The organism is Bradyrhizobium sp. BWC-3-1, assembly GCF_032917965.1.
Taxonomy (GTDB): Bacteria; Pseudomonadota; Alphaproteobacteria; order Rhizobiales; family Xanthobacteraceae; genus Bradyrhizobium; species Bradyrhizobium canariense_D.
Genome location: NZ_CP136625.1, coordinates 4,479,271 through 4,505,827, shown reverse-complemented (window position 1 = coordinate 4,505,827; position 26,557 = coordinate 4,479,271). Strand labels below are relative to the sequence as shown.

Here is a 26,557-nt window from a genome sequence, read left to right as displayed (position 1 = left end):
CGCCCTTTTAGCCACCTTGCGGCGCGCGCACAGGCCCGATAAGGCTGCATTCTCAGGAACTTCGGACATGCCCCAAAAACCAAGCAAAAGCCCGGCCGGCAAAGGCCCTCGCACCCCTGCCGCGAAGGCAGCCCGCGTCGCGGCAAAACGTCCCAAGGTGGCCCTCAAGGCGGCTTCCAAGACGATTTCCAAGACGACGTCCAAGACGAACCAAAACGTCTCCCAGCAGCGCATCGTTCGCGCGCTGGAGACGATTGCGGCGCACCTCTCCGCGCAAGGCAAGCCCGCCGCCGAACGCGAGTCGTTCAAGCAGGCGGATGCTTTCGTCTGGCACCCGGACGGCCGCCTTGCGGCGGTGCCGCGGGTCAGCCGCGTCGAAATGTTCCTGCTCAAGGGCGTCGACCGGATGCGCGACATCCTGATGGAGAACACCGAGCGTTTCGCCAACGGATTGCCCGCCAACAACGCGCTGCTCTGGGGCGCGCGCGGCATGGGCAAGTCGTCGCTTGTGAAGGCGGCGCATGCCAGCATCAACGCGGAGCGCAAACCGGCCGACAGACTGAAGCTGATCGAGATTCATCGCGAGGACATTGAGAGCCTGCCCTCCCTCATGGAGCAGCTTCGTGCCTCGTCCTTCCGTTTCATCGTGTTCTGTGACGACCTCTCGTTCGACGGCAATGATGCGTCCTACAAATCGCTCAAGGCGGTGCTCGAAGGCGGCATCGAGGGGCGGCCGGAGAACGTCATCCTCTACGCCACCTCCAACCGCCGCCATCTGCTGGCGCGCGAGATGATCGAGAACGAGCGCTCGACCGCGATCAATCCCGGCGAAGCCGTCGAGGAGAAGGTCTCGCTGTCGGATCGCTTCGGTCTCTGGCTCGGCTTCCACCGGTGCAGCCAGGACGAATATCTCGCCATGGTGCGGGGCTATTGCAGCCATTTCGGCGTGAAGATCGACGATGACGCCCTGGAACGCGAGGCACTTGAATGGTCGACGACGCGCGGCTCGCGCTCGGGCCGTGTCGCCTGGCAGTTCGTCCAGGAGCTTGCGGGACGGCTCGGCGTCAAGCTGGCGGCGACGTAGCCACAGTCATAGCCCAACCCAAAACTGTCATCGCCCGCGAAAGCGGGAGATCCAGTATTCCAGAGACGGTTGTGATCGATCGAGAGGCCGCGGCGTACTGGGTCGCCCGGTTAAGCCGGGCGACGACAGCTTCAGTTGGGAGACAATGTAGGCCTCATCACGCCCCGTTCAGGAATTGAAGCGGATCAACCGGGCTCGATCCCTTGCGGATCTCGAAGTGGAGCTGCGGCGACGCCACCTCGCCGGATTGACCCGACTTGGCAATGACCTGGCCGCGCTTGATGGTATCGCCGCGCTTCACCATCAGCTCACTCGCATGGGCATATGCGGTGACGTAGCCGTTGGAGTGCCGAACCAGGACCAGATTGCCGTAACCTTTCAGCTCGTTGCCGGAATAGGCAACGACACCGTCTTCGGCCGCCTTGACCGGCGTGCCCTCGGGCACCGCGAGATTGATGCCGTCGTTGGATTTGCCATTGGTCTTGGCGCCGTAGCTCGTGACCACCTTGCCGCGCACCGGCCAGCGGAAAGTCGGCAGCGCGCTGGTGGTCTCCGCAGCTTTCGCGGGAGTGTCCGCGGCCTTGTCTTCGACGTTGGCGGTGGCCTGGGCCAGGCGCGCGCTCTGCACCGGCGCGGCGACGGCGGCCATCTTGGTGGCGGGCGCAGGCGCGGCAGCAACCGGCTGCAGCGTCCCCGCGACGGGAGCGGCTCCGACCGGAGCCGCGGCAAGCGGTGCTGCGACAGCGGCGGTCTTGGCCCCGGGCACGGCCAGCCTGGCGCCGAGCTTGAGTTTTGCAGAGGGATCGAGGCCGTTGGCGCGGGCCAATTCGGCCGCCGAGATATGGTTGTTGCGGGCAATGCTGGCGAGCGTGTCGCCGTGGTTCACGAAGTGCGTGCTTGACGGCGCGGCAACGGCCGCAACCGGCTTCGCAGCGGGCGCTGGGGCAGCGGCAACGGGAGCCATGAGCGGCGCGGGCGCAGCCGCCGTAGCTTGGTGCGGAATGATCAGTTGCTGGCCGGGCGAGAGCGCGCGCGGCCCCTTATAGCCGTTGGCGGCGAGGATCGCCTGCGGCGTGACGCGATAGCGTTTGGCAAGCAGGTCGAGCGTATCGCTGGTGCCGACGATGATCTTGGTTCCGCCGATCGGCTGGGCGGCTGCAACCGAGCGTGGCGGCACGGTGGCCGTGGTCTCGAGATGCGGCTGCGCCGGGGGTGCGTAGGAGCTCACGCCGCGTCCGCCTCCGGACACACCGCCTGCTGCAACGGGGTAGGATTGCGGCGTGGATACCGCCGGCGGCAAAGGCTGCGACTGATAATAACCGGACTGCGTCTGCGGCCGCGAATATTGCGGCAACTCACGCTGCGGCGGCGGGGCCTGCTGCACCGAACCGGTCGATTCCTGCGCGAAGGGATTGGAGAAGTTCGACTGGGACATGCGCGACGACATGTCGGCGCTGCACCCTGCGAAGCTGAAGGAGATCAGCGCCAGCACCGCGACCTGCGGCACACGGCGCGAGTAAAGCAACTCGGCGGCAACGGACATGGTTACTCACTCGTACGCAACAGAACTGGTGTTTTAAGTAAACACGCGCCGAGTAAATAACGGCTTAACCCTCCCCAATAAGATGTTGGCAGCGCAGCCAATCCGGAATTCTACAGCTCCCGCGCCACGCCGGGCAGCGCCGGCACGAAGCGGACCTCGACGAGTTCCTTGCGCTCGATCCCGGCTTCGGTCCGGCTCAGCCGGATCAGCGTCTGCACCCCCTGATGCGGGCCGACGGGCGCGATCAGGATGCCACCCACCTCCAGCCGCTCGACCAGGTTCTCCGGGAGCTGCTCCATCGCGGCCGTGACGATGATGCGATCGAACGGGCCAATATTGGGGGGCAGATTGAGTCCGTCGCCCAGCATCACCTCGACGTTGTGATAGTTGAGTTTTTCAAGCCTGATACGTGCGGCATCCGCAAGCTTGCGGTAGCGCTCGACCGTCAACACCTGGCCGGCGAGCCGCGACAGCACCGCCGCCTGGTAGCCCGAGCCGGCGCCGATCTCGAGGACGCGGTGCTTCTTCTGAAGCTGGAGCTGCTCGGTCATGTAGGCGACGACAAAGGGCTGGCTGATGGTCTGCCCGCAGGCGATCGGGAGCGCGCTGTCGCGATATGCGCCGTCCCGATCGGCGTCGTCGACGAATTGATCGCGCGGCACCTCCTCCATGGCCCTCAGGACCGCCTGGTCGCTGATGCCCCGACGCCTCAGCGTGAGCTGAAACATCATCTTTTCCGGCGGGTGCTGATGGGGGGTCATTGCCTGCTTGTGCTGTGTTTGCGGTCCGGGACGCCCAACCTGGGCGCGAGATTCCTGTTCCGGCTCAGGGAACCCATGATAGGCTTCGGATGGCGTAGTTGACCATAAATTGGCTTGCAACGGGCGAGCCGCGATGGCCATTTTCAGGCATCCGTTCGTCGAAACGCGCATTGCGTCGATTCATGTTATCTGCGAACGTTTTTGGCAATGGGCAAGGACTCGACCATGACCGCGACGGGGCTTACTGGCCGCTCTGTATTCCTCGTCGAAGACGAGGTGATGATCAGGATGATGGTCGCGGACATGCTCGAAGAGCTTGGCTACAAGATCGCAGCCGAGGCGGGCGACATCACCGAAGCCATGCGGCTCGCCCAGGCAACCGAGTTCGACATCGCCATTCTCGACGTCAACGTCAACGGCAAGGTCATCTCGCCGGTCGCCGATGTCATCAAGGCGAAGGGCTGCCCGTTCATCTTCGCCACCGGATACGGTTACTCGGGCCTGCCCGAGCAGTACCGCGATCGGCCGGCGCTTCAGAAGCCATTTCAGCTCGACGCCCTCGGCAAGACCATCGAAGCCGCGCTTCGCGGCGGCTAGGCCCCATTCCAGGTCGGATTACTTCAGCGTCGGACTTACTTCAGCGTCGCACTCAGCGCCTCGGAAAACGCCTCGTTGGTCCGGTCGAGCCTGAGCGGCGTGACGGAGACGTAGCGTTCGCGGAGCGCCGCGAGATCGGTGCCGTCGGCCGGCGTATCCATCATCGCGGTGCGCTCGAAGCCGATCCAGAAATACGGATTGCCACGGCCGTCCCTGCGCTCGTCGATCCTAAGGAAGCCGAGATTGCGCTTGCCTTGCCGCGTCACGCGGATGCCCAGCACATCCTCCGGCGCGCAGGCCGGGAAGTTGACGTTGATGACGGTGTCCTTCGGGATGCCGGCGGCGATCACCTTGCGCAGGATGTCGGGCCCGAATTTGCGGGCCGTGTCCCACAGCGGCCGGTCGCGGGTCTCCACGCTGAACTCCTGCGACAGGGCGAAGGACGGCAGCCCCAGGATGGTGCCCTCCAGCGCACCGGCGATGGTGCCGGAATAGACCACGTCCTCGGCGACGTTGCGGCCCTTGTTGACGCCGGACAGCACGACATCGGGCAGCTTGGCGCCGAGGATGTGGCGCGCGCCCATGATGACGCAGTCGGTCGGCGTGCCGCGCACCGCGAAATGCCGCGGACCGACCTCGCGCAGGCGCAGCGGATCGTTGAGCGACAGCGAATGCGACACGCCGGACTGGTCGAGCTCAGGCGCGACCACCCAGACGTCATCGGACAATGCGCGCGCGATCTCCTCCAGGACCTTGAGGCCGGGGGCGTGGATGCCGTCGTCATTGGTGCAGAGAATGCGCATGGGAAGGTCGATTCCTGAAGCGGGTCTGAGCCGTCTTATCCGGCCGGGGCCGATCAGGCAAACCGGCCGACCGGGCGGCACCTGGTCGCCGGCTTGGCGGTTATCGGCGAACTCGCCATTGCGGCAGAAAGCGCGCAAGCCGGCCCTCCGCGTGCAATCTCATCGCCGGCACGACCGGGCTCACCATCGGCGCCTCAATCACGCCGAGCGCCTCCAGCTGCGCGACGAATGGGTCAGGCACCGGCGCCTGTGGAAAGCGGTCACGTGCCAGCGTTAGCGCCTGGTCGAAATCGGCTGCATTCACACCGGGCTTGGCCCGCCGGCTCTGGACCAGATCGTCGTCCCAGAGCCGCGTGATCGCGATGTCGAGCACGCCACGCAGCCGCTGATCGACGGCCTGGATACCGGCACCCGTCACCGCCCATTGTCTGCCGACCCAGAAGATATCGCGGTGCAAGGCCATGAACGATCGGTTCGCGTTGTCGGGTGGCCGGCAGGATAACCGGCCGCCCGATCTTCGCAACCAAACGTTTCTCCGTTTCAGATTGGCGGCACGCCTAGTCGCGTGCGACCACCTTCAGCCCGCCCATATAGGGCTGGAGCACGCTGGGGACCGCAATCGAGCCGTCCTCTTGCTGATAGGTCTCCATCACGGCGATCAACGCGCGGCCTAGCGCTGTGCCGGAGCCGTTGAGCGTGTGCACGAACCGCGGCTTGCCATCGGGGCCGCGCGAGCGCGCGTCCATCCGGCGGGCCTGGAAATCGCCGCAAACCGAGCAGCTTGAGATCTCGCGGAATGCCCCGCCGTCGCCCTGACCCGGCATCCAGACCTCGATGTCATAGGTTTTTTGCGACGAGAAACCCATATCCCCGGTGCACAGCGTCATCACGCGGTAATGCAGCTCGAGCCGTCGCAGCACTTCCTCGGCACAGGCGAGCATGCGCTCGTGCTCGTCCTTGCTCGTCTCCGGCGTCGTGATCGAGACCAGTTCGACCTTGGTGAACTGGTGCTGCCGGATCATGCCGCGGGTGTCGCGCCCTGCGGCGCCCGCCTCCGCGCGAAAACACGGCGTCAGCGCAGTCAGCCGCATCGGCAGCTGCTTTTCGTCGAGGATGGATTCTCGGACGAGATTGGTGAGCGCCACCTCCGCGGTCGGAATGATCCCGAGACGCTCGGTCCGGAGCCGCTCATGGTCGGGCGCGGCGAGCAATTCGCCCTTGATCGCCCAGAACTGGTCGTCCTCGAACTTCGGCAATTGTCCGGTGCCGAACATGATCTCGTTGCGCACGAGCAGCGGCGGATTGATCTCGGTATAGCCGTGCTCGTCAACGTGTAGATTCAGCATGAACTGGCCGAGCGCGCGTTCGAGCCGCGCCAGTCCCTTCTTCAATACGACGAAGCGCGCGCCGGAGAGCTTCGCTGCGGTCTCGAAATCCATGTCACCGAGCGCGGCGCCGAGATCGTCATGGGGTTTTGGCACGAACGCGTAGTTGCGCCTGTTGCCGAAGACATGGCGCTGCACATTGCCGTGCTCGTCGACACCATCGGGGACCTCGCCGAGCGGCAGATTGGGGATCGCCGCCAGCTCCTTGGCGAGCTCCTCGTCGGCAGCCTTCGCGGTCGCCTCGAGCTCCGGCATGGTGGTCTTGAGCTCGGCGACCTCCGCCATCAGCTTCGCCGCGCGCGCCTCGTCCTTCGTCTTCTTGGCATCGCCGATTTCCTTTGAGGCCGCATTGCGCCGCGCCTGCGCCTGCTCGGAAGCCAGGATCGCCGCACGCCGGGTCTCGTCGATCGCAAGCAGCGACGCCGACATCGGCTTCAGGCCGCGTCGTGCGAGGCCGGCGTCGAAGGCTTGCGGGTTGTCGCGGATCGATTTGATGTCGTGCATGGCCGTGGTCCTGGGGCTTGTTGCAACCCTGCAAATCCTGGATTTGCATTTATGCAAATGGCTGCTTCCCCTAGCACGGCTGTCATCGCCCGCGAAAGCGGGCGATCCAGTATTCCAGAAACATCACTGATTCCCCGATAGGCCGCGGCGTACTGGATTCCCCGCTTTCGCGGGGAATGACACCGGAGTATGGGGCGCCCTACTCTGCCGGATTGGCCGGCGTCGATACGTCGGTGCCGCTAGAGGCTTGCGAAGCTGCAGCCTTCTTCTCCACAATTCCCACCGCGATGATCGAGCCCTCGTAGAGCGCGAGCAAGGGAATCGCGAGCGAGCACTGGCTGAGCACATCGGGCGGGGTCAGAACGGCCGCGATGACGAAGGCAACGACGATGAAATAGCGGCGCTTCTCGCGCAGCATTTTAGACGTGACGATGCCGATGCGCCCCAGCAGCGTCAGGATCACCGGAAGCTGGAAGGCGATGCCGAAGGCGAAGATCAGCGACATCATCAGCGACAGATATTCGCCGACCTTGGGCAGCAGCTGGATCTGCGCGGTCTCGTCACTGCCGGCCTGCTGCATGCCGAGCGAGAAGCGGACCAGCATGGGCAGCACGACGAAATAGACCAGTGCTGCGCCCAGCACGAAGAAGAACGGGGTCGCGACCAGATACGGCAGGAAGGCCTGCTTCTCGTGCTTGTAGAGTCCGGGAGCGACGAACTTATAGATTTGTGTCGCGACGATCGGGAACGAGATGAAGCCGGCGCCGAACAGCGCGAGCTTGAGCTGGGTGATGAAATATTCCAGCAGCGCGGTGTAGATGAATTTCGAGTTCTCGGGACCCGCGATCCACACGAACGGCCAGACCAGCACGTTGTAGATCTGCTTGGCGAAGAAGAAGCAGAAGATGAAGGCAATGCCGAAGCCGAGCAGCGCTTTGATCAGCCGCGAACGCAGCTCGATCAAATGGTCCATCAGGGGAGCTTTGCTGGCCTCGATATCGGCGGCGCTCATGACGCTTTGGCGCCCTTAATCGCCTCGGCCGGCGCAGTGTCCTGGGTGACCGAATCTTGCGTGACCGAACCTTGAGCGACCTGCGCCTGCTCGACCTCACGGGTGATGGCGAGCGGCTCGTTCACGGCCGCATGTGCCTCGGCTTCCACGAAGGTCTCCGGCGTCGGCGCTTCCGGCGTGGTGGGCGTCGTCAGCGCTTCGCTTGAAGTCGCCGACGGTTCGACAGCGGTGGAGATCGAGGTCTCGGCGGGCTTGTCCAGCGCATCGACGCGGAGCGCGTCGCTGACGTCTTTCTGGAGCGAGGTCATCAAATTGTTGCCGGCGAAGCCGGAAGCCGCTTCCTTGACCTCGTCGAAGCTCTTCTTGAGGTCGGCCATTTCGGCCTCGCGCATCGCTTCCTGGAATTGGCCCTGGAATTCGGCGGCCATCTTGCGCGCCTTGCCCATCCACTGCCCGACCATGCGCAGCACGCCCGGCAGCTCTTTCGGGCCGATGGCGATCAGGGCCACGACCCCGATCAGGACCAGTTCACTCCACCCGATGTCGAACATGAGGTCTTCCGTTCACGCCAGCCGCAGCCGGCCCAATCCCTCGCGCGCAGGATCGGGTCCGCTACCCGCGTCTCGCGTGCTCTCTGGCTCAGACGGCCTTGCTGCCGACGTCCGACCGTGCCGCGGTCGGCGCGGCATTGTTGTGCTCGATGGACTTGGCCGGCTCGGGCTTGTCGGCGACCTTGTCGTCGTCCTGCATGCCCTTCTTGAACGCCTTGATGCCCTGCGCCACGTCGCCCATCAGATCCGAGATCTTGCCGCGACCGAACAGCAGCAGGACCACTGCGATCACCAGGACCCAGTGCCAAATGCTGAGTGAACCCATCCTGCAACCCTCCAAACGCGCATGGCCGGGGACCGGCCGATCTTCACCGAAACCTAGGCTTGGCAGGTGTCAAAAACAAGGACCAAGGCAGCGCCAATTCGCTGTTGGCGCTACGTAATTTTGCTAGTGTTAACTGGTCGCAGGCGGCCGGTAAAAGGCCGGGACGTCAGTCCTCGCTGCCACCCTCGCCCCCCTCATGGCCGCCTTCCGGCGGCGTCTCGGGCTCGACCGCGGGCGCCAGCGCCAGATCAAGGTCCTCGCCCGGCTCCAGCGGATCCTCGTCTTCCCGCAAAGTCGGGTCATCCGACGGCGTCGGCACGCTGAATCCGGTCGGCAGGCGCGAATCCAGCAGGCCCGTGCCCTTCAGCTCCTCCAGGCCCGGCAAATCGCCGAGCTGTTCCAGAGTAAACTGCGACAGGAAGTCCTCGGTGGTTCCGAAGGTCAAGGGACGGCCCGGCGTCTTGCGACGACCGCGCGGCTTGATCCAGCCGGTTTCCAGCAGCACGTCCAGCGTGCCCTTCGAGGTGACGACGCCGCGGATCTCCTCGATCTCGGCGCGCGTCACCGGCTGGTGATAGGCGATGATCGCCAGCACCTCGATCGCGGCGCGCGACAGGCGGCGGGTTTCGGTGCTCTCGCGGGTCATCAGCCAGGCGAGATCGCCCGCGGTGCGGAAGGTCCATTTGTTAGCGACCCGCACGAGATTCACGCCGCGCAGGGAGTAGTCGGCCTGCAACTGCTCGAGCGCGGCCTTCACGTCGACGCCCTCGGGCATGCGCTTGGCCAGCGTCGCGGTGTCCAGCGGTTCATTCGAAGCGAACAGCAGCGCTTCCAGCAGCCGCAATTCTTCGGGACGTGCCTGGGACTCGTTCTCCATCGGCTCGGCCTCTTCTACCCGCACTTCAGCCAGGCTTGCCATGGCAGATTCTCCTTGTTGCACTTAAGCGACCGGCGCATCGGGCGCAGGAGCTGCGTCCATGACCGGCTTGGGGCGCCCCTTCCGGAAATAGATGGGCGCAAACGCCTCTTTCTGATTCAGCTCGAGCTGACCTTCGCGCACCAGCTCGAGCGCAGCCGCGAAACTCGAGGCGAGCACCGTCGCGCGCTGCGTCGGATCGGCGACATGCTGAAGCAGAAAATCGTCGAGAACGCCCCAATCGTCTTGCTCGCTGATGCTTCCGACGAGCCGCTCCAGCGTGGCGCGCGCCTCGGCAAGCGACCACACCGTGCGCTTGGCCAGATGCACGCTTGCCAGCACGCGCGACTGGCGCTGCGCGGCATAGGCGGTGAGCAGGTCATAGAGCGTTGCCGTGTATTTCGGATGCTTGATCTCGGCGATCTGCTCGGGCTCGCCGCGCGGGAAGATGTCGCGCAGCAATTGCTGCCGGTTCATCAGCCGGTTGGCGGCTTCACGAATCGCCTCCAGCCGGCGCAGGCGGTTGGCGAGCGCCGTCGCCATCTGCTCCGCGCTCGGGCCTTCCGCACTCGGCGGCTCCGGCAGCAGCAGACGCGATTTCAAGAAGGCGAGCCATGCCGCCATCACGAGATAGTCGGCGGCGAGCTCGAGGCGGATCTTTCGCGCGGCTTCGATGAAGTGGAGATATTGGTCGGCGAGCGCCAGGATCGAGATCTTGGCGAGATCTACCTTCTGCTGCCGCGCCAGTGCGAGCAGCAGGTCGAGCGGACCTTCATAACCCTCGACGTCCACCACCAACGCCGGCTCACCCTCGGCGAGCTCTGCGGGCCGCCCGGTTTCAAACGATAGGATTTCTGCGGTCATGCCGATGCCGTGTTTGCCCGTGCGATCAATGCCTCCAGTTCGGCGCGCGCGGCCGCGCGATCGAACGGTTGCGGTCCTTTACGCGCAGCGAGCGCGGCGTTCGCCCGCTCCAGCGCCCTGCCCGCCAGTTCGGGTGTCTGGCCGGCGACCTCACGCATTTCCTCGATGTTGCCGTTGCAATGCAGGGCCATGTCGCAGCCGGCCGCAAAAATGGCGCGGGTCCGTTCGGCGATGTTGCCCGACAGCGCGTTCATCGACACGTCATCACTCATTAACAAACCATGGAACCCGATTGCGCCGCGAATCACCTCAGCGATCATTGTCGCAGATGTCGTCGCCGGATGGGCGGGGTCGACCGCGCTAAACACAATATGTGCAGTCATGGCCATCGGCAAATCCGCCAAAGGCTTGAATGCCGCGAAGTCGGTGCGATCCAGTTCGTCGCGCGACGTGTCGACCGTCGGCAGATTGAAATGGGTATCGGCCGTAGCTCGGCCATGGCCGGGGATGTGCTTGAGCACCGGCAACACGCCACCCTGTGCCAGGCCCTCGGTGACCGCGCGGGCGATCGCGGCGACCTTTCCCGGTTCGGTGCCGTAAGCCCTGTTCCCGATGACGGCGTTGGCGCCAGCCACCGGCACGTCGGCCAGCGGCAAGCAATCCACGGTAATGCCGAGATCTGCGAGATCGCACGCGATCAGCCGGGCGCTGAGGCGCGCCGCGGTCAGCCCGAGCGCCGAATCAGTATCGTAGAGGCCTGCGAAAATAGCGCCCGGCGGATAGACCGGCCAATGCGGCGGCGCCAGGCGCTGCACCCGCCCACCCTCCTGATCGATCAGGACAGGGGCATCAGCGAAACCCGCAACCGCCCGCAATTCCGCAACGAGTGCAGCAACTTGAGCCGGCGTCTCGACATTGCGCTTGAAGAGGATGAAGCCCCACGGGCGTTCGCTGCGGATAAACTCCCGCTCGGCGGCGGTTAGTTCCGTTCCGGAAACGCCGGTAATGAAGGCCCGCGTGCTCATACGGCCGATTAACCCTGACCCGCGAGAGGGTCAAGGAAACGGCCGTTAATTCCTCTGGACGAAGCAGGCAGACAGGCCAGCGGATTTCAAACTGTTGCAGGCCTGGTTCGCCTCTTCGAGCGATCCGTACGGCCCAGCGAAGGCGCGGTAGACGATTCCCTTGCCCTTGTCGGTCAGGTCGACCCGCTTGACCACGGGTGCGCGGGAGCCAAGCACGCTGCCGTACTTGCTCTGAAGCACCCGGTACGAGGCGTGGGCGCTATCCTCGGTCTGCTGCGAGGAGACCTGCACGACGTAGCCGCCGCCACCGCTGCTCGCGGGCGCAATTTGCGTCGGATTGGTCGCAGCCATCCGCTGCGGTGGCTCCGCGGCCGGCGCCGATTGCGGCGCCAGCGAGAGCGGCTGATTGGCACTGGCATTGGCCGAGGTCGGCGGCGTGCGTGGTGCAACTGGTGCCGCAACGGGCTTCGGGAGAGCTGTCGGCTTCGCGGCCGTGGCCGCTTGCGACGCGGTGGCGTCGGTCTGATCGCCCTTCACGGCCACGGTCCTGATCGCGCGCGGCGAATTGTTCGGCAGCGTGCCGTTGCTCGGATTCGGGCCCGCACTCGACAGCGGAATGCTGGACGGCGACACGCTCGCGACTGGCGGCGGGTTCGCGTTCTGGTTCAGCGCCGGGAACACCACGCGGGGACCTCCCGCCTTGGCGTTGACGTCGACAGGCGCCTCCTCGCGCGGCACGATCTTCTCGGCTCCATCTCCGGTGACCATGCGGTCCGGTACCTTGGCTGAGGAGTCCGACGGCGCCGGCACGATTTTGGTCGGCGTGTTGTCGGCCTTGATGATCGGCGGCTCGCCGCTGCGGGGCGAGCCCACATAGGTCTTGTAAGCGAACGCAGCGCCGGTCCCGACCACGGCAAGGGCCAGGATCGCCGCGACGGTCATCATGCCGCCGCGCTGCTTCTTCGGCTCGTCGAGATCGGCCTCGGGATAGTCGCTCTGGAACGCGTAAGGATCGTCGGGATAGGCGGGATCGCGCTGATAGTCCTGCTCGCCCGCCTCCAGCCGTCCGTAGAGCGCCTCGTCGTAGCGCGCCGGATCGGGCTGCTGGTGGGCTTGCTCCTGGTAAGCCTGATCGGGCTGCTGATATGCCTGATCCTGATAGGCCTGCCCCTGATGGGTGCGAGCTTGATAGGCCTGATCCGGATAGGCCTGCGGCTGACGATAATCAGGTTCAGGCTCGGGCGCAGTCGGCTGGGCTGAATAACGATGCAGTGGATGAACCGGGTTTACGGAAGCGGGATAGGCAGGCTCAGCTGGCACCGTCTGCGGCTGCACATTGGCGCGCCGCATCCATGAGGGTGGCCCGGGCGGCGGCGGGGCCTGCTCGGCATAGTCCTGCTGGCCATCGTCCTGGCGATAGTCGTCGTCCTGATAGCTCTGGGCAGGCGCAGGTGCTGCAGGCGGGTGCACGCCCGGCCGCCCTTGCGCTGCGAACGGATCGGTCTGCCCGATCAGGCGAGCAAGTTCGGCCAAGGGATCACCGCTCTCCGCCCTCCCATGCTGATCGCCACCGCGATAGTCATCGGAAGGAAACGGTCTGTCCTGATATCGTTCGGCCATCGTGATGATGCGTCCCTTCGGGAAAGCCGCGCGCCCCTCGACCAAGGCGCGGCTTTCGACCCACAAGGCTTTCAACCAAGTCTAAGCGATCCGGCTTCTGCCGGTTACCCCCGAAATCCCTTAAGTAGTTCGCCCCAAACTACCGCATCTCGTCCGGAGCATGGACGCCGAGGATGGCGAGGCCCGATGCCAGGACAGAGACGACGCCCTCGACCATGGCCAGCCGCGCCTTCGTTAGATCTGCATCATTATTGATAATGAAGCGTAAATAGGGCAAATCGCGCCCCTTCGTCCAAAGTGCATGAAATTCGCTGGCTAAATCATAGAGATAGAAGGCAATTCGGTGGGGCTCGTGGGCGGTTGCGGCCGCTTCCAGCATGCGCGGAAATATTGCGAGCCGCTTAAGAAGGTCGAGTTCAGCCGGGTCCGACAGCCGTTCCAGCGCCGACTCACCCAGCCAGGCGATGCGCTTTTCCGTTTCCTCCGGGAGTTCCGGGAACACCTCGGCCCGGGCGTTGCGGAAGATCGAGTGGCCGCGGGCGTGGCCGTACTGCACGTAGAACACCGGGTTGTCGCGCGACTGTTCCATGACCTTGGCGAGGTCGAAGTCGAGCACCGCGTCGTTCTTGCGGTAGAGCATCATGAAGCGGACGGCGTCCTGGCCGACTTCATCCACCACCTCACGCAAGGTGACGAAGTCCCCGCTCCGCTTGGACATTTTCACCGGCTCGCCGTTGCGCAGCAACTTCACCAGCTGGACGATCTTGACGTCGAGCGCCCCCTTGCCGGAGGTGGTCGCCTTCACCGCCGCCTGCATGCGCTTGATGTAGCCGCCATGGTCGGCGCCCCAGACGTCGATCATCTCCGCGAAACCACGATCGAACTTGTTCTTGTGGTAGGCGATGTCGGCGGCGAAGTAGGTGTAGGAATTATCCGACTTGATCAGCGGGCGATCGACGTCGTCGCCATAGGCGGTCGCCTTGAACAGCAACTGCTCGCGATCTTCCCAATCCTCGGTCGGAGCCCCCTTTGGGGGCGGCAGACGGCCCTGGTAGACGTCGCCCTTGGCGCGCAGGAAATCGATGGTCTCGGCGACCTTGTTGTTGCCGGCGTTCTGTAGCGAGCGCTCGGAGAAGAACACGTCGTGGCGAATGTTGAGCGCGGCGAGATCATCCTTGATCTCGTCCATCATCATCGCGATCGCCTTGGCGCGCACCGTCGGTAGCCACGCGCCCTCGCTCACGGCGAGGAGCTTGTCGCCGTGCTCCTGCGCCAGCGCCTGCCCGACCGGCTTCAGATAGTCGCCGGGATAGAGGCCTTCCGGCATCGCGCCGATGTCTTCGCCGAGCGCCTCGCGATACCGGAGGAACGCGGAGCGGGCGAGCACGTCGACCTGCGCGCCGGCGTCGTTGATGTAATATTCGCGCGTGACGTCACGGCCTGCGAATTCAAGCAGGCTCGCCAGCGCATCGCCGAACACGGCGCCGCGGCAATGGCCGACATGCATCGGTCCGGTGGGGTTGGCGGAGACATATTCGACGTTGACCTTGGAGCCGCCGCGGACGCGGCCGTAATCGGCGCCCTCGCGCAGCACGGTCCGTAGCGCCTCGGCCCATGCGGCCGGCTCCAGCGTCAGGTTGATGAAGCCTGGACCTGCGACGTCGACCTTGGCGATCAACGGGTCCGCGCGCAGCCGTTCGGCGATCTGCTCGGCGAGGTCGCGCGGCTTTGCCTTTGCCTCTTTCGCAAGCACCATGGCTGCGTTGGTCGCCATGTCGCCATGGGAAGCATCGCGCGGCGGCTCGACCACCACGCGCGAGAAATCGATGCCCTCGGGCCAGTTGGCTTCCGCCGCGAGCGCGCGGCAGACCGCGTGCACGCGTGCGAGCACGTCGGCGAACAGGTGCAGTGCTGAGGATGTGTCGGGCATGGGCGCCGCCTAACGCAAATCCGGGGTCGAGTCAAAGAGCCGCTGGTGCTCGGTCAGGGCGAAACGGTCGGTCATTCCGGCAATGAAATTCCCGATCCGGCGGGCCCGGTCGCCCTCATTGTCCGCCTCCGCCCCGACCAGCCATTCCGGCGGCAGCTCGCCGGGCGAGGTGAGGTATTTTGCGAACAGGTCGAACAGGATCTGTTCCGCCTCGCCCATCACCCGCATGACCCGCTTGTGGCGGTACATGTGCTGATAGAGAAAGCGCTTGATGGCGGCCTCCTCCTCGGCGACCGCGGCGGGGAATGCGATCAATGCCCGGCTCTGCTGGCGCACGTCCTGTGCGGATTGCGGTTTCACGACGGCAAGGTTTATCTGGGCCTCGGCGAACACGGCACCGATCAAGTGTGAGATCAGCTCGCGCACCAGCTCGGCGCCGCGCCTGACGTCTTCGAGATCGGGGTAATGCGCAGAAGTCTCGGCGATGATCTCCGCGGTCAGCGGCATCACCTTGAGGTCGTCGAGGTGAAACAGGCCGGCGCGCAGACCGTCGTCGATATCGTGGGCATCATAGGCGATGTCGTCCGCGATCGCGGCGACCTGTGCCTCCAGCGAGGCGAAACTCCACAATTCGAGATCATAGATCTTGATGTAGTCGGCGATGCCGACGGGAACGCCGCGCTCGCGATAACGCCCGGCCGGCGCACCGCTGCGATCGGTCAGCGGGCCGTTGTGCTTGACGATGCCCTCCAGCGCTTCCCAGGTCAGGTTGAGCCCGTCGAATTCGGGATAGCGCTGTTCCAGGGCCGCAACGACGCGGAGCGTCTGGGCGTTGTGATCGAAGCCGCCAAAATCCTTCAGGCAGGCGTCCAGCGCCCGCTCGCCGGCGTGCCCGAACGGCGGATGGCCGAGATCGTGGGCGAGCGCCAGGGTTTCCGTGAGGTCCTCGTCCAGCCCGAGCTGCCGGGCCAGCGCGCGGGCGATCTGCGCCACCTCCAGCGAATGGGTCAGCCGGGTGCGGTAGTGGTCGCCCTCGTGGAAGACGAACACCTGGGTCTTGTATTTCAGCCGGCGGAACGCGGTGGAATGGATCACCCGGTCGCAATCCCGTCGAAACGGGCTGCGGGTCCGGCTTGGCGGTTCCGCGACCAATCGGCCGCGACTGCGCTCGGGATCGCAGGCATAGGGCGCGTGGGGGGCAGCCATTCCGACGGACACGGCGAATTTAGTCTCTATCCATTTGATTCTGCGTATGGTGGCACTTAACTATGCCGGACGCGGGATACCAACTGAATAGGGCACGTGACCTTCAGGTGACCTTGGTGTGACCGCGGGCCTATCGGAGACGAACGATGACGACTGACGTGACCATCAGTGACAAGGCCGCACGCCGGATTGGGGAGATCCTCAAGGGCGAAGGGTCTGGCGCGATGCTGCGGATCTCGGTCGAGGGCGGAGGCTGTTCCGGCTTCCAGTACAAGTTCGACATTGACCGTGCCCGCACTGACGACGATCTCGTGATCGAGCAGGACAATGCGGTGGTGCTGGTCGATTCCGCCTCGCAGCCGTTCCTGGCGGGGTCGCAGGTCGATTTCGTCGACGATCTGATCGGCGCCTCGTTCCGCGTCAACAATCCGAACGCCACGGCGTCCTGCGGCTGCGGGACCAGCTTCTCGATCTGACGTCGCCGGCTAGGCGCCGGTCATCTGCCTTTCCTCGTCCGTCCACTCCACGTCGACCGACATGAGCTCCGGCTGAAGTGGTGCGTCTCCCGCCATCACATGTCCATCGAGCGCGCGCAGCAGCGCCGCCAGCAGCGCGGGTTTGCGTAGCGGCTTGGCCAGGAAGTCCGACATGCCGGCCTCGCGGCAGATCTTGACGTCCTCGGGGAAGGCATTGGCGGTGAGCGCGATGATCGGCAAGGATTCGAATCGGCCACCTTGCGCACGGATCGCCCGGGTTGCGGCAAGGCCGTCCATGTCGGGCATCCGCACGTCCATCAGCACGAGATCGTAGTCTTCCTCCGAGGCCGCCGCGACGGCCTCGACGCCGTCGGTGACGACGCGCAGCTCGACGTCGAAGGCCCCTAACATCTTGCTCACGACCATGCGGTTGACGGCGTCGTCCTCGGCGACCAGCACCCTCAGCGGTCGGTCGAGACTCGCGATACGCGCCTTGAGGTAGTCGGCTTCGTCGCGGTCGGCAATGTAGTCGGATGCCTGCTCCTGGCTCCAGGGCAGCACCAGCGTGAAGCTGAATGTCGAGCCCTCGCCCGGCGTCGAGGTGACGCCGATGGTGCCGCCCATCTGTTCGATGATGCGCCGGGAGATCGCAAGCCCAAGCCCGGTCCCGCCGAAGCGGCGGCTGATCGAGGCGTCGGCCTGCGCGAAGTCGGAGAAGAGCTGGCCAAGCTTCTCGGGGGCGATGCCGATACCGCTGTCGGTCACGCTCCATTCGACGGTGGCGAGCAGATCGCGGCGGGCCTGACAGACGGCTGCGATCGTGACTTCGCCTTGGTCGGTGAACTTCACCGCGTTGGATGCGAGGTTGAGCAGGACCTGGCGGATACGCGCGACATCGCCGCGCAGCGTCGGCGGCAGGTTCGGATCGAGCTTGACCTTGACCGCGAGCCCCTTGCTCTTGGCACTCGCGCGCACGACGGTCGCCAATGTCTCTACCAGCGCCTGCGGCGCGAAGTCGATCACCTCGAACGCGAAGCGTCCAGCCTCGAGCTTGGAGAGGTCCAGGATGTCGTTGAGGATGCGCTGGAGATTGTCGCCGGACTCGCGGATCGTGGTGACGGCCTCGTGCTGCTCCGGATCGAGTTTTGTCTCCAGCAGCATGCTGGCAAGCCCGAGCACGCCGTTCATCGGCGTGCGGATCTCGTGGCTCATCACCGCGAGGAAATCCGATTTGGCGCGGCTCTCGGCCTCGGCCTTTTCCGCGCGCCAGCGCTCGGTCACGTCGCGGCCGAAGCCGCGATAGCCGAGGAATTGACCGTCGCGGTCGTAGGCCGGCTTCGCGGTGAGCGACCACAGCCGCGCCTCGCCGCCGGCGACGACCTTGAGGTTCATCTCGTGCAGCGGTTCGGCGTGCTCCATCAGGCCGACGACATTGTAGGCCGCGCTCTTGTCTTCGGGGCACAGCATGTCGAGCACGTCGGCGAAATGCGAGCCCTTCAGCAAGGCCAGTGGCAGCTGTGCGACCGCGGCGAAGCGCTCGGGCACGTCGACCAAATGCCCTTCGGCGTCGGTCTGCCACAGCCAGTCGCTGGCGTTCTCCTGAAAATCTTTCAGCAATAGTGAGATGATCTCGGTCTTGCGCTCGAGCTCAAGCTGGGCCTTGAGATTGCCAAGGAACAGATTGCCTTGCGAGACGATGTTGCGCGCCATGAAGAACGCGAACAGCAGCAGGAACACCGCGGTCACGAGGTAAGGCCCGGCGCCGCATAACAGCAACGCCCCGGCGCAGGCGATCGTGGTCGTCGCGAGATAGACGAGGCCCGCGCGCGGGAAGGTCGAGAGCGTGAAGGCACCGCCGGACATCATGCCGACCATCAGGCAGGCGAGAATGAGCTGGCTGGTCGGCTCGATTCGGCTGAAGAGCGCGACCGGCAGCGTGCCCCAGATTGCGGCGAGGAAGAACGCCTGCCGCAACATCTGCCGCGCGGCGCGGGGTGAGGCTTCCTGAGGCGGGCTTTGGTGGGAGCGCCGCCACGCGCGCACCGCGAGCGAGGCGGCGGTCGCGAGGGTCATGCCCCAGATCGCGAGAAAGTCGTTCCAGCCACGACCCCAGAACAAAATCAGCACCACCGCGACGTTGAGCATAGTGACGGCCATCGTCACCGGGATCAGGCGTATCACCGCGTCGATCTGCTTGGCACGGATGCGGCTCAGCTCGCGCTCGCTGAGACCGGCGGTCAGGCCGTCCTCGATCTCGTAGCCGCCGAGCCAGTACAGGAACGCGCCGATCAACCCGTCGCGGGGCTCGGTTCGCTTCATGGCTTTGTTCGGCCGTCCCATTCGAAAAACCTTTTCACGATCAATGGCCCGGGCCCGACTTAAGCCGGGTTAATTTTGTGGGAGATTTCGCAGCGTCCTTGACGGGCGCGTTTGCATTTTGTTCTAACCATGGCCCCTGCCCGGAGCCGCCAAGATGCCCATCAGAATAGCCACCTGGAACGTGAACTCGGTCCGGCAGCGCATCGATCTCCTCCTGACCTGGCTGAAGGAGTGCCAGCCGGACATCGTCTGCCTCCAGGAGATCAAATGCGTCGACGACGCCTTCCCGCGGCTGGAGATCGAGGCGCTCGGCTACAACGTGGTCACCCACGGGCAGAAGACGTTCAACGGTGTCGCCCTGCTCTCCAAGCTCCGGTTCGACGAGACCAAGTCGGGGCTGGCCGGCGACGACGAGGATGCGCATGCCCGCTTCCTCGAAGGCGTGGTGACGCTCAAGTCCGGCGTGCTGCGCATCGCCTGCCTCTATCTGCCCAATGGCAACCCGGTCGGGACCGAGAAATATCCCTACAAGCTCAAATGGATGTCGCGGCTTCTTGAGTATTCGAAGGAGCGCCTCAAGACCGAGGAGCCGCTGATCCTCGCAGGCGACTTCAACGTCATCCCGCATGCCCGGGACGTCCATAATCCCGCCGCCTGGACCGAGGACGCCCTGTTCAAGGCCGAGACGCGGGAAAGTTTTCAGTCCCTGCTCGGCCTCGGCCTGACCGATGCGCTTCGGGCCGTCACCGACGAGCCCGGGCTCTACACGTTCTGGGACTACCAGGCCGGCGCCTGGCAGAAGAACCACGGCCTGCGGATCGACCACCTTCTGCTGTCGCCACAGGCCAGCGACCGGCTCGCCAATGTCGGCATCGACAGCTATGTGCGCAGCTGGGAGAAGCCGTCGGACCACGTGCCGGTGTGGGCGGATCTCGATCTTGAGGCGGCGTGAGGCCGCCTCAACCCATCACTCCCGTCGACCCTGCACCCATTGCTCCAGCATCTGCAGGCACATGGCGCGATCGTCGTCGGAGGCCTTTGCGAAGGCGCGGTTGTAGTTTTCCTTGATCCAGGTCTCGTCGCTGCCTGCGCTGTCGCGCGCCAGCGTCAGCCACATCAGGCCGCGGGCGGCCTGCCGCGGCAGGCGGTCGCCGTTGAACAGCATCTGGCCGAGCAGCGCCTGGGCCTCGTGCTGGCCCTTCTGCGCGGCGAGTCCAAGCCAGCGCGCGCCGTAGCGGAAATCCTCGCGCGAAGCGTCCGGCGTCTTCAGGTACAGGCGGGCGAGATCGTATTGCGCATCCGCATTGCCGAAATAGGACGCGGCATAGGAAAACATCTCCCGCGCCCGCTCCTGGTCCGGCTTGACCTTCGAATTCGGGATGCCGCTGAGATAATAGCGGCCGAGCGCCACAAAGGCGTTGGCGACGATCTGCGCCTGCGGCGCGGACGGGCTGTCTTCGGCGTGCGCGTTGGCGATGCGGGTGAAATACTCGAACGCACGCACATCGTCCTGGGCGACGCCGTCGCCATTGGCGTACATGCGGCCGAGCTTCCACTGCGCGATGGGGTGGCCACCCTCCGCGGCATATTGCAGGGCGCTGAGCGAGGTTTCCTGGGGCACGACTGGCGGTACATTGCGCACCTTGCCTGCTGCGCCCGGCAAGGTCGTGACCACCGGGATGGTCGCATCCTTCTGGCTGACGGGTGCGCCGTCAAAGGCGAGAGCCGGCGCGGCCAGCGCGGCAGCCCCCAACACAAACGCAACGATGGTACGCCTAGATGTCCGCATAGCACTGTTTCTCGTGCGCGCCGCCCGGATGGGTCACTGCCCCACCGACCGCTGGTCCAACCTGCTGAGCATATTTCCAGAGCGCGCCCGTCGTGTGGTTAGTCGCGCGAGCGGTCCATTTGGTCTTGCGTTGGGCAAGCTCCTGGTCGCTCAATTTTACGTTAAGGGTACCGGCGACCGCGTCGATTTCGATGATATCGCCGTCCTCCAGCAACCCGATCGGGCCGCCGATGGCGGCTTCCGGCCCGACATGGCCGATGCAGAAGCCGCGGGTGGCGCCGGAGAAGCGGCCGTCGGTGATGAGCGCGATCTTGCCGCCCATGCCCTGGCCGGTCAGCGCCGCGGTGGTCTGGAGCATTTCCCGCATGCCGGGACCGCCCTTCGGCCCCTCGTAGCGGATCACGATGACTTCGCCTTCGCGGTAGGTGCGCTTCTGGACGGCCTCGAAAGCATCCTCCTCACGGTCGAAGCACCTGGCCGGACCGGTGAACCTGAGGTTGGACATTCCCGCGACTTTCACGATCGCACCTTCTGGCGCCAGATTGCCCTTCAGACCGACCACACCGCCGGTGACGGTGATGGGCTTGTCTGCCGGGTGCACCACGTCCTGGTGCGGATTCCACTTCACGCTTTTGAGGTTTTCGGCGATCGTTCGACCGGTGACGGTCATGCAGTCACCGTGGAGAAATCCGTTGTCGAGCAGCGTCTTCATCAGAAGCGGTATGCCACCTACTTCAAACATGTCTTTGGCGACATAACGGCCGCCTGGCTTCAAATCCGCGACGTACGGTGTCTTTTTGAAGATTTCGGCGACGTCGAACAGGTCGAACTTGATGCCGCACTCGTGCGCGATTGCCGGCAGGTGCAGTGCAGCATTAGTCGAGCCACCGGACGCGGCGACCACGGCGGCGGCATTCTCCAGCGCCTTGAGGGTGACGATGTCGCGTGGCCGGATGTTTTGGGCGATCAGCTCCATGACCTGCTCGCCCGCGGTCATGCAGAAGGCGTCGCGAATTTCATAGGGTGCCGGAGCACCGGCCGAGTACGGCAAGGCCAGCCCGATCGCCTCGGAGACGGTCGCCATCGTGTTGGCGGTGAACTGCGCGCCGCAGGCACCCGCCGAGGGGCACGCCACGCGCTCGATCTCGTCGAGGTCCTCGTCCGACATTGCGCCGACCGAGTGCTTGCCGACGGCTTCGAACATGTCCTGCACGGTCACCTGCTGGCCCCGGAAATTGCCGGGCAGGATCGAGCCGCCATAGATGAAGATCGAGGGCACGTTGAGACGGACCATCGCCATCATCATGCCCGGCAGCGACTTGTCGCAGCCGGCCAGGCCAACGAGAGCGTCATAGGCGTGGCCGCGGATCGTCAGTTCGACGGAATCGGCGATGCATTCGCGCGACGGCAGCGAGGAGCGCATGCCGTCATGCCCCATCGCGATGCCGTCGGTCACGGTGATGGTGCAGAACTCGCGCGGCGTGCCGCCGGCGGCTGCGACGCCCTTCTTCACCGCCTGCGCCTGGCGCATCAGGGAGATGTTGCAGGGCGCGGCCTCGTTCCAGCACGAGGCGACGCCGACGAAGGGCTGGTGGATCTGGTCGGTGGTCAGACCCATGGCGTAGAGGTAGGAGCGATGGGGCGCGCGCGCAGGACCTTCCGTCACGTGACGGCTCGGCAGCCTCTGCTTGATGTTGCTCTTCGCGTCCATCGCAAACCAGTTTCCCCGGCCAACCCTTTCAGACCCGAAAAATCAGAGCCAAGATTTGAATCGACCTTTTGAATCGACCTTGGGGATTTCCGTCGTCTTCCAGGATCACCGCTGCCGCTAAAATATTCGAGTGAATTTATTCATGTTCGGGTGTGGCCAAAAAGCGGCGTCGATGCGAACGGACAGAGAAGATGGTTAAATCCGTGACGAGTGTTGCACGGACGGCACAATCGTGGCCGTAAGGACACGATCGAGCTTACTGCGATACCCCCGGCGGGAGGACAATCCCACAACTTCAAGTTTCCGGTGCGTGCCTGCGTTGCAACTTCGGCGCGACGACGAGGCGCAGCCAAGGTGAGTCGGCGCTTCATCATCTCCCCGCCTGTCCGGACGCGCCGCAAGGGCGCTGCGTCCAGGCCACAGATCGAAGTGTTGTGCACACTCTCTCCACATCGTCTTTGCGAGCGCAGCAATGACGGACTATGAGGCGGCAGCGGCACTCTTCCAGCTCGCATTTTGATTGCAGACACGCTTCGCGTCCTCGCGGCATATTTCGCCCGAGCTTTGCTTGGTCATTCCGCCCCTTTATCCAAGAGGGCGCAGGGAAGGCCGGGTGCCGGCTGGCACCCGCGGTCCGCTGCGCGAAAAGCACACGCAGAGAGAACCGCACAGCAGCATACAGGTGTAGCCAATCACTCGGCCTTCCCTGCGCGATGGTTGGACGGCTTATGCCGTGCTCTCCCGGGAGCCGAATTCTCTCTGGCCTCCCTCGCCCTTGCAGAAGTCACCGGCACCGCGCCGGTTGACGCAGATGCCGCATCCGCAAGAGCTTGACCGTAGCAACGACGGCCAGGACCACACGGTTTTGCCGTACGCACGGCTCGCCATTTCGCCGCAGTTTTTCCAGCCCTGTCGTGGAGCCGAAAACTTACAGACGAGACGAAGCCTAGCAGCGCCGCTCGTCGGAACGCAGCCTTGGGCTCACGGAGAGCAATCCGCCCTGCCCTTGGCCTCTCGCACCCGAACGCTGCCGCGTCCACCGCAAGCCCGGCTCGCGAACATGACGACCACAAGATCGCCCTCAAGGATGAGCCGGGATGCGCGACACATACGCCATTTCCGAATTTCGGTAAAGCGGAATATTTTGGATGCCCCGGCTTGACACGGACATGTCGGGAAATGATCAAGTGTTTTGCCCGACAGGCAACCGCAACGGCATCGTGCACTTCAAGGCGCTATCCGGGATCAGGCGGGCCCGCATCCTGGCTGCAGGATCACGCAGTCCGGCGCAGCACTGCCGCTGCACGTCGTCTCACAGCCGCTGACCAGCGCGACCATGGTCGCTTCCAGTGTCCGCAACTCCGCAATTTTCTTCCTGATCGATCCGAGATGCTTCTCTGCAAATGTCTTCGTATCGCTGCAGGGCAAGCGCCGCTGAACCGATGCGAGGATGTCGCGCGTCTCGTCGATGGAGAAGTCGAGCTCACGGCAATGCCTGACAAGGCTGAGCGTCCCGAGAGCGTCGCTGCCGTAGATGCGCTGGCCGCCCTGGCGCGCCGGCGGCGTCAGAAGACCGATGCTCTCGTAGTAGCGGATGGTGGGAACCGAAACGCCGGCCGTCTTGGCGAGGACGCCAATTCTCATGGAGCTCTCACTTTTCGCTTGAACCTCAAGTGGCTTGAGGGCGTAGCGATCCGGTCCGTGGCGCACAAGCATGAGGAGAATCACATGAGCGTTATAGGACCGTCCTGCAGCCTTTCGTCCGAGACGTCGCCAGGATGCGGCTGCGGAACCCAGACCGAACCAAGGGTCGAACCAGGCGGCGGCAAGGCCGCCGGCACGGCGGTCGCAACCGCGGTTGTCGCGGCAGCCTGCACGGCGTGCTGTGTGCTGCCGTTCACCCTACCCGCTGTCGTGCTCGCCAGCGTGGGCAGCCTGATCGCGGTGCTCGACCATGCGCACGGGCTGATGACGAAACTGTCCATCGCCGTCGTGGTCTGCGCCTGGGTCTGGATCGTCTGTCGATCGCGGACGCGGCTTGAAAATCCGATCGTCCGTGCTGGCTGCAATGTGCGCCGCGACCGTTCTGACCGCGACGGCCGCGCTGTGGCCGGTGATGGGGCCCGCCGTCTTCCACACCCTCGGTGTCGCCAAGAAGCCGAAGCCTCCGGCCGGCTGATGCACGCAATCACAATCTTCGGACTGCTGTCGGTCAGTGCGATGCTGCTGTTTTACGCGCTCGAGCCGCGCGGACCGCATTTCGTGCTGGCCTTCGCGGCAGCCTGCGCGCTCAGCGGGGTCTATGGCTTTCTCCAGGGCGCCTGGCCGTTCGGGTTTGTCGAGACGGTTTGGACAGCGGTCGCCTTGCAGCGCTGGGCAAAGGTCCGGTTATCGGCATGACCGGACTTCAGTGCCTTGGTTGGCGCTCAGGCGTTCCGCATCGCGCGCCCGAACGGATCGGCCAGACGGACGATCTCACAGGCGGCGACGAGGCCGGCGAGCCAGATGGCGCTGGTCAGCCCGATCCGGGTCACGATGGCGGCGGTGAAGGCGCCCTCGCCGCCCAGGACCGGCGTCGCGGCAAGCAGCGCGAACTCATAGACCGCGTAGGCGGCAACGAATGCAATCGCAAGCATCAGCGGCGTGCGGCCTTGCGGCAGCCTACGGAGGACCGTCGATGCTGCTGCGGTCGATAGCAGCGCAGCAGCGCCGATGACGAAGCCCCAGGCGATAGTGCTGGGGTCGATCGGATAGTGCAGCGCGCCGAAGCCGATGCCCTGGTTCACCAGCCAGGCGCCCGTGACCACGAGCAGCGCCGGACGCAGCGGCAGCATGGCGGCGGCGACAACCGCGCAAGCCGCAAACGGCGTGGCACAGGCCAATGCAAAGCTTCCCAGCGCGCATGACACGATCAGCAGCGCGAAGCCGAACAGCGGCGCAAGGCGCACCGCGACCGGGTTAAGGCGGAAACGGTCGCCGAGGGGCGGCAGGATTGGACGGGGCATGGATGAACTCATGCCGACGATCCTAGCACATTTGCACCTGCTTGGATCACCTCCCGCGGCAGTTCCAACTGCCTCATCAGAGGTCCCGACGGATGGTGACGCGAGCCCTCTTGCCCTCAGCTGGCTGCGCTCGGCCTCTTCTCCTTAAACGGCGGGCTACGCTCGCCCTCTTGGGCGCTGGGCCTGAGCCCAGGCCGCGGTGACGTCGCGCGGCGGGACGTCGACGCGCCGGATCGGCGTCAACTCGCCGGAGGCGGAGATGATCGCGGTCTCCTCGCGGCGGCAGCGCGGGCAAACGAAGCGGACCTCGTTCGGCGAAGCCGACCAGCTCGAACGTCTTACATTGGCGGCCATCGGCCAGGCTGCGCAGTGAGAGCATGAGACCAGGAACCGACCGGGATCGAGCATACCCATTCCAAAGGACTCCGCGTCCTGCCATCCCTTCAATGATCGATCCATGTGAATCGTTCCGGTGCCAAAACACCGTCGAGACACCGTCGGCCCCGAACCAGGGGCGGAGCCGCTCAGCGGGCGCCCTTGAGCGTGCACGACGTGCTGCAGGTGACCGTGTTGCCGTGGTCGCACGCCTTGCAGGCGGCAACGCACTGGGTCATGTCGCGGGGATTGAAGGAGGTAAAGTTCCGCATCGCGCACACCGGGGTCGAGCCGGTGATCTCCTGCTCCTGGTTGCAGGCTGCCGTCATGAGTCCAAACATGATGACCGCAAGGAGGCGCATGGGATCGCCCTGTGAGGCACGACAAAACAATCTCGCGAGGCGCGCTGCACCGCAGCGGGCGCCGGCATTTCCACTGCGGAAAATCGCCGCAGGCGTCCCCGCATCTGCATTGAGGATGCGCGCCAAGTGTTAAGAACGGATTGCCGGCGTCAGGCCGCAGCTTGGCTCGCTATGGCCTGCCGCATGTCCACCGCCAGCTGGCGATACCGCTCCGAGAGCTTCAGATAAAACTCACGCTTGGTGCTGTCGGTGGCGAGCCTGGCGATCAGCTCGCATTCGGCGGTGAGCGTCTCGAACCGTTCGAGCCTGTTCTCAAGTTCTGTCATCGGCGTGTCCCCATCAAACGCCTCAAGGACACCAAACCTAAGCCCGGGAAATAGGTCACTGCGAACAT

General features: G+C 64.8%; 27 protein-coding genes. 6 read left to right on the top strand and 21 right to left on the bottom strand.

The annotated features are described in order from the left end of the window. Window positions 1-67 precede the first annotated feature (67 nt). A complete protein-coding gene (locus RX329_RS21835; protein ID WP_317244189.1) occupies window positions 68-1,084 on the top strand; it encodes an ATP-binding protein in 1,017 nt (338 codons plus the stop codon). Window positions 1,085-1,241: 157 nt separating this feature from the next. Here the strand turns inward: RX329_RS21835 and RX329_RS21830 are convergent, their stop codons facing one another. Continuing rightward, on the bottom strand, window positions 1,242-2,627 hold the full coding sequence (locus RX329_RS21830) for a LysM peptidoglycan-binding domain-containing M23 family metallopeptidase (RefSeq protein WP_317244188.1): 1,386 nt from the start codon (window positions 2,625-2,627) through the stop codon (window positions 1,242-1,244). 110 nt (window positions 2,628-2,737) lie between these two features. Continuing rightward, a complete protein-coding gene (locus RX329_RS21825; RefSeq protein WP_026233485.1) occupies window positions 2,738-3,388 on the bottom strand; it encodes a protein-L-isoaspartate(D-aspartate) O-methyltransferase in 651 nt (216 codons plus the stop codon). Window positions 3,389-3,613: 225 nt separating this feature from the next. On the opposite strand from RX329_RS21825, the gene RX329_RS21820 reads away from it, so the two are divergent. After that, on the top strand, window positions 3,614-3,985 hold the full coding sequence (locus RX329_RS21820; protein ID WP_317244187.1) for a response regulator: 372 nt from the start codon (window positions 3,614-3,616) through the stop codon (window positions 3,983-3,985). Window positions 3,986-4,020: 35 nt separating this feature from the next. Here RX329_RS21820 and surE read toward each other — a convergent pair whose 3' ends face one another. From surE to RX329_RS21760, 12 genes are all read right to left on the bottom strand, one after another. After that, on the bottom strand, window positions 4,021-4,788 hold the full coding sequence (gene surE / locus RX329_RS21815; protein WP_085353192.1) for a 5'/3'-nucleotidase SurE: 768 nt from the start codon (window positions 4,786-4,788) through the stop codon (window positions 4,021-4,023). A gap of 100 nt (window positions 4,789-4,888) precedes the next feature. Next, window positions 4,889-5,251 (bottom strand): hypothetical protein, encoded by a 363-nt coding sequence (locus tag RX329_RS21810; protein WP_085353194.1) that lies wholly within the window; start codon window positions 5,249-5,251, stop codon window positions 4,889-4,891. A 94-nt stretch (window positions 5,252-5,345) separates the two neighbouring features. After that, window positions 5,346-6,677 (bottom strand): serine--tRNA ligase, encoded by a 1,332-nt coding sequence (gene serS / locus RX329_RS21805; protein ID WP_018458027.1) that lies wholly within the window; start codon window positions 6,675-6,677, stop codon window positions 5,346-5,348. A gap of 199 nt (window positions 6,678-6,876) precedes the next feature. Next, window positions 6,877-7,689: a twin-arginine translocase subunit TatC gene (gene tatC / locus RX329_RS21800; RefSeq protein ID WP_018458028.1), complete on the bottom strand. Its 813-nt coding sequence runs from the start codon at window positions 7,687-7,689 to the stop codon at window positions 6,877-6,879. Continuing rightward, window positions 7,686-8,240: a Sec-independent protein translocase protein TatB gene (tatB, locus tag RX329_RS21795; protein ID WP_018458029.1), complete on the bottom strand. Its 555-nt coding sequence runs from the start codon at window positions 8,238-8,240 to the stop codon at window positions 7,686-7,688. Before tatB ends, tatC begins: the two co-directional genes overlap by 4 nt. 88 nt (window positions 8,241-8,328) lie before the next feature. Further along, window positions 8,329-8,565 carry a twin-arginine translocase TatA/TatE family subunit gene (locus RX329_RS21790; protein ID WP_007610722.1) on the bottom strand — a complete coding sequence of 79 codons (237 nt, stop codon included), beginning with the start codon at window positions 8,563-8,565 and terminating at the stop codon, window positions 8,329-8,331. 166 nt (window positions 8,566-8,731) lie between these two features. Next, window positions 8,732-9,484: an SMC-Scp complex subunit ScpB gene (gene scpB / locus RX329_RS21785; RefSeq protein WP_027567087.1), complete on the bottom strand. Its 753-nt coding sequence runs from the start codon at window positions 9,482-9,484 to the stop codon at window positions 8,732-8,734. Between the two features lie 21 nt (window positions 9,485-9,505). After that, complete coding sequence (locus RX329_RS21780) at window positions 9,506-10,345, bottom strand: segregation and condensation protein A (protein WP_007590654.1); 840 nt, start codon at window positions 10,343-10,345, stop codon at window positions 9,506-9,508. After that, the gene (nagZ, locus tag RX329_RS21775) at window positions 10,342-11,370 is read right to left on the bottom strand and encodes a beta-N-acetylhexosaminidase (RefSeq protein WP_317244186.1); all 1,029 of its coding nucleotides are present in this window, start codon (window positions 11,368-11,370) and stop codon (window positions 10,342-10,344) included. The genes RX329_RS21780 and nagZ overlap by 4 nt, the downstream gene beginning before the upstream one ends. 45 nt (window positions 11,371-11,415) lie before the next feature. After that, complete coding sequence (locus RX329_RS21770) at window positions 11,416-12,990, bottom strand: SPOR domain-containing protein (protein WP_317246437.1); 1,575 nt, start codon at window positions 12,988-12,990, stop codon at window positions 11,416-11,418. Window positions 12,991-13,129: 139 nt separating this feature from the next. Further along, window positions 13,130-14,920 (bottom strand): arginine--tRNA ligase, encoded by a 1,791-nt coding sequence (gene argS / locus RX329_RS21765; protein WP_317244185.1) that lies wholly within the window; start codon window positions 14,918-14,920, stop codon window positions 13,130-13,132. Between the two features lie 9 nt (window positions 14,921-14,929). Beyond that, window positions 14,930-16,138 (bottom strand): deoxyguanosinetriphosphate triphosphohydrolase, encoded by a 1,209-nt coding sequence (locus tag RX329_RS21760; protein ID WP_247487480.1) that lies wholly within the window; start codon window positions 16,136-16,138, stop codon window positions 14,930-14,932. Between the two features lie 134 nt (window positions 16,139-16,272). Between RX329_RS21760 and erpA the strand changes: the two genes are divergently transcribed. Next, the gene (gene erpA, locus RX329_RS21755) at window positions 16,273-16,602 is read left to right on the top strand and encodes an iron-sulfur cluster insertion protein ErpA (RefSeq protein WP_007610737.1); all 330 of its coding nucleotides are present in this window, start codon (window positions 16,273-16,275) and stop codon (window positions 16,600-16,602) included. 9 nt (window positions 16,603-16,611) lie between these two features. Here erpA and RX329_RS21750 read toward each other — a convergent pair whose 3' ends face one another. After that, window positions 16,612-18,942, bottom strand: coding sequence for an ATP-binding protein (locus tag RX329_RS21750; protein WP_247487482.1), 2,331 nt, complete (start codon window positions 18,940-18,942; stop codon window positions 16,612-16,614). A 133-nt stretch (window positions 18,943-19,075) separates the two neighbouring features. Between RX329_RS21750 and xth the strand changes: the two genes are divergently transcribed. After that, the gene (gene xth, locus RX329_RS21745; RefSeq protein ID WP_247487485.1) at window positions 19,076-19,873 is read left to right on the top strand and encodes an exodeoxyribonuclease III; all 798 of its coding nucleotides are present in this window, start codon (window positions 19,076-19,078) and stop codon (window positions 19,871-19,873) included. Between the two features lie 15 nt (window positions 19,874-19,888). Here xth and RX329_RS21740 read toward each other — a convergent pair whose 3' ends face one another. From RX329_RS21740 to RX329_RS21730, 3 genes are all read right to left on the bottom strand, one after another. Then, complete coding sequence (locus tag RX329_RS21740; RefSeq protein WP_026233489.1) at window positions 19,889-20,710, bottom strand: tetratricopeptide repeat protein; 822 nt, start codon at window positions 20,708-20,710, stop codon at window positions 19,889-19,891. Further along, a complete protein-coding gene (ilvD, locus tag RX329_RS21735; RefSeq protein WP_027518135.1) occupies window positions 20,697-22,421 on the bottom strand; it encodes a dihydroxy-acid dehydratase in 1,725 nt (574 codons plus the stop codon). The genes RX329_RS21740 and ilvD overlap by 14 nt, the downstream gene beginning before the upstream one ends. A 1,245-nt stretch (window positions 22,422-23,666) precedes the next feature. Continuing rightward, window positions 23,667-24,065, bottom strand: coding sequence for a MerR family transcriptional regulator (locus RX329_RS21730; protein ID WP_317244184.1), 399 nt, complete (start codon window positions 24,063-24,065; stop codon window positions 23,667-23,669). A gap of 534 nt (window positions 24,066-24,599) precedes the next feature. Here RX329_RS21730 and RX329_RS21725 point away from each other — a divergent pair. Next, window positions 24,600-24,821 carry a hypothetical protein gene (locus tag RX329_RS21725; protein ID WP_317246436.1) on the top strand — a complete coding sequence of 74 codons (222 nt, stop codon included), beginning with the start codon at window positions 24,600-24,602 and terminating at the stop codon, window positions 24,819-24,821. Between the two features lie 26 nt (window positions 24,822-24,847). On the opposite strand, the gene RX329_RS21720 is transcribed toward RX329_RS21725, so the two are convergent. After that, complete coding sequence (locus RX329_RS21720; protein ID WP_317244183.1) at window positions 24,848-25,426, bottom strand: hypothetical protein; 579 nt, start codon at window positions 25,424-25,426, stop codon at window positions 24,848-24,850. A 199-nt stretch (window positions 25,427-25,625) separates the two neighbouring features. Here RX329_RS21720 and RX329_RS21715 point away from each other — a divergent pair, with 199 nt between their 5' ends. Continuing rightward, on the top strand, window positions 25,626-25,799 hold the full coding sequence (locus RX329_RS21715) for a hypothetical protein (RefSeq protein WP_018458042.1): 174 nt from the start codon (window positions 25,626-25,628) through the stop codon (window positions 25,797-25,799). Between the two features lie 151 nt (window positions 25,800-25,950). Here RX329_RS21715 and RX329_RS21710 read toward each other — a convergent pair whose 3' ends face one another. Both RX329_RS21710 and RX329_RS21705 read right to left on the bottom strand, forming a co-directional pair. Then, window positions 25,951-26,163 carry a hypothetical protein gene (locus RX329_RS21710; RefSeq protein ID WP_085353209.1) on the bottom strand — a complete coding sequence of 71 codons (213 nt, stop codon included), beginning with the start codon at window positions 26,161-26,163 and terminating at the stop codon, window positions 25,951-25,953. Window positions 26,164-26,312: 149 nt separating this feature from the next. After that, complete coding sequence (locus RX329_RS21705; RefSeq protein ID WP_018458044.1) at window positions 26,313-26,489, bottom strand: hypothetical protein; 177 nt, start codon at window positions 26,487-26,489, stop codon at window positions 26,313-26,315. Between the last annotated feature and the right edge of the window lie 68 nt (window positions 26,490-26,557).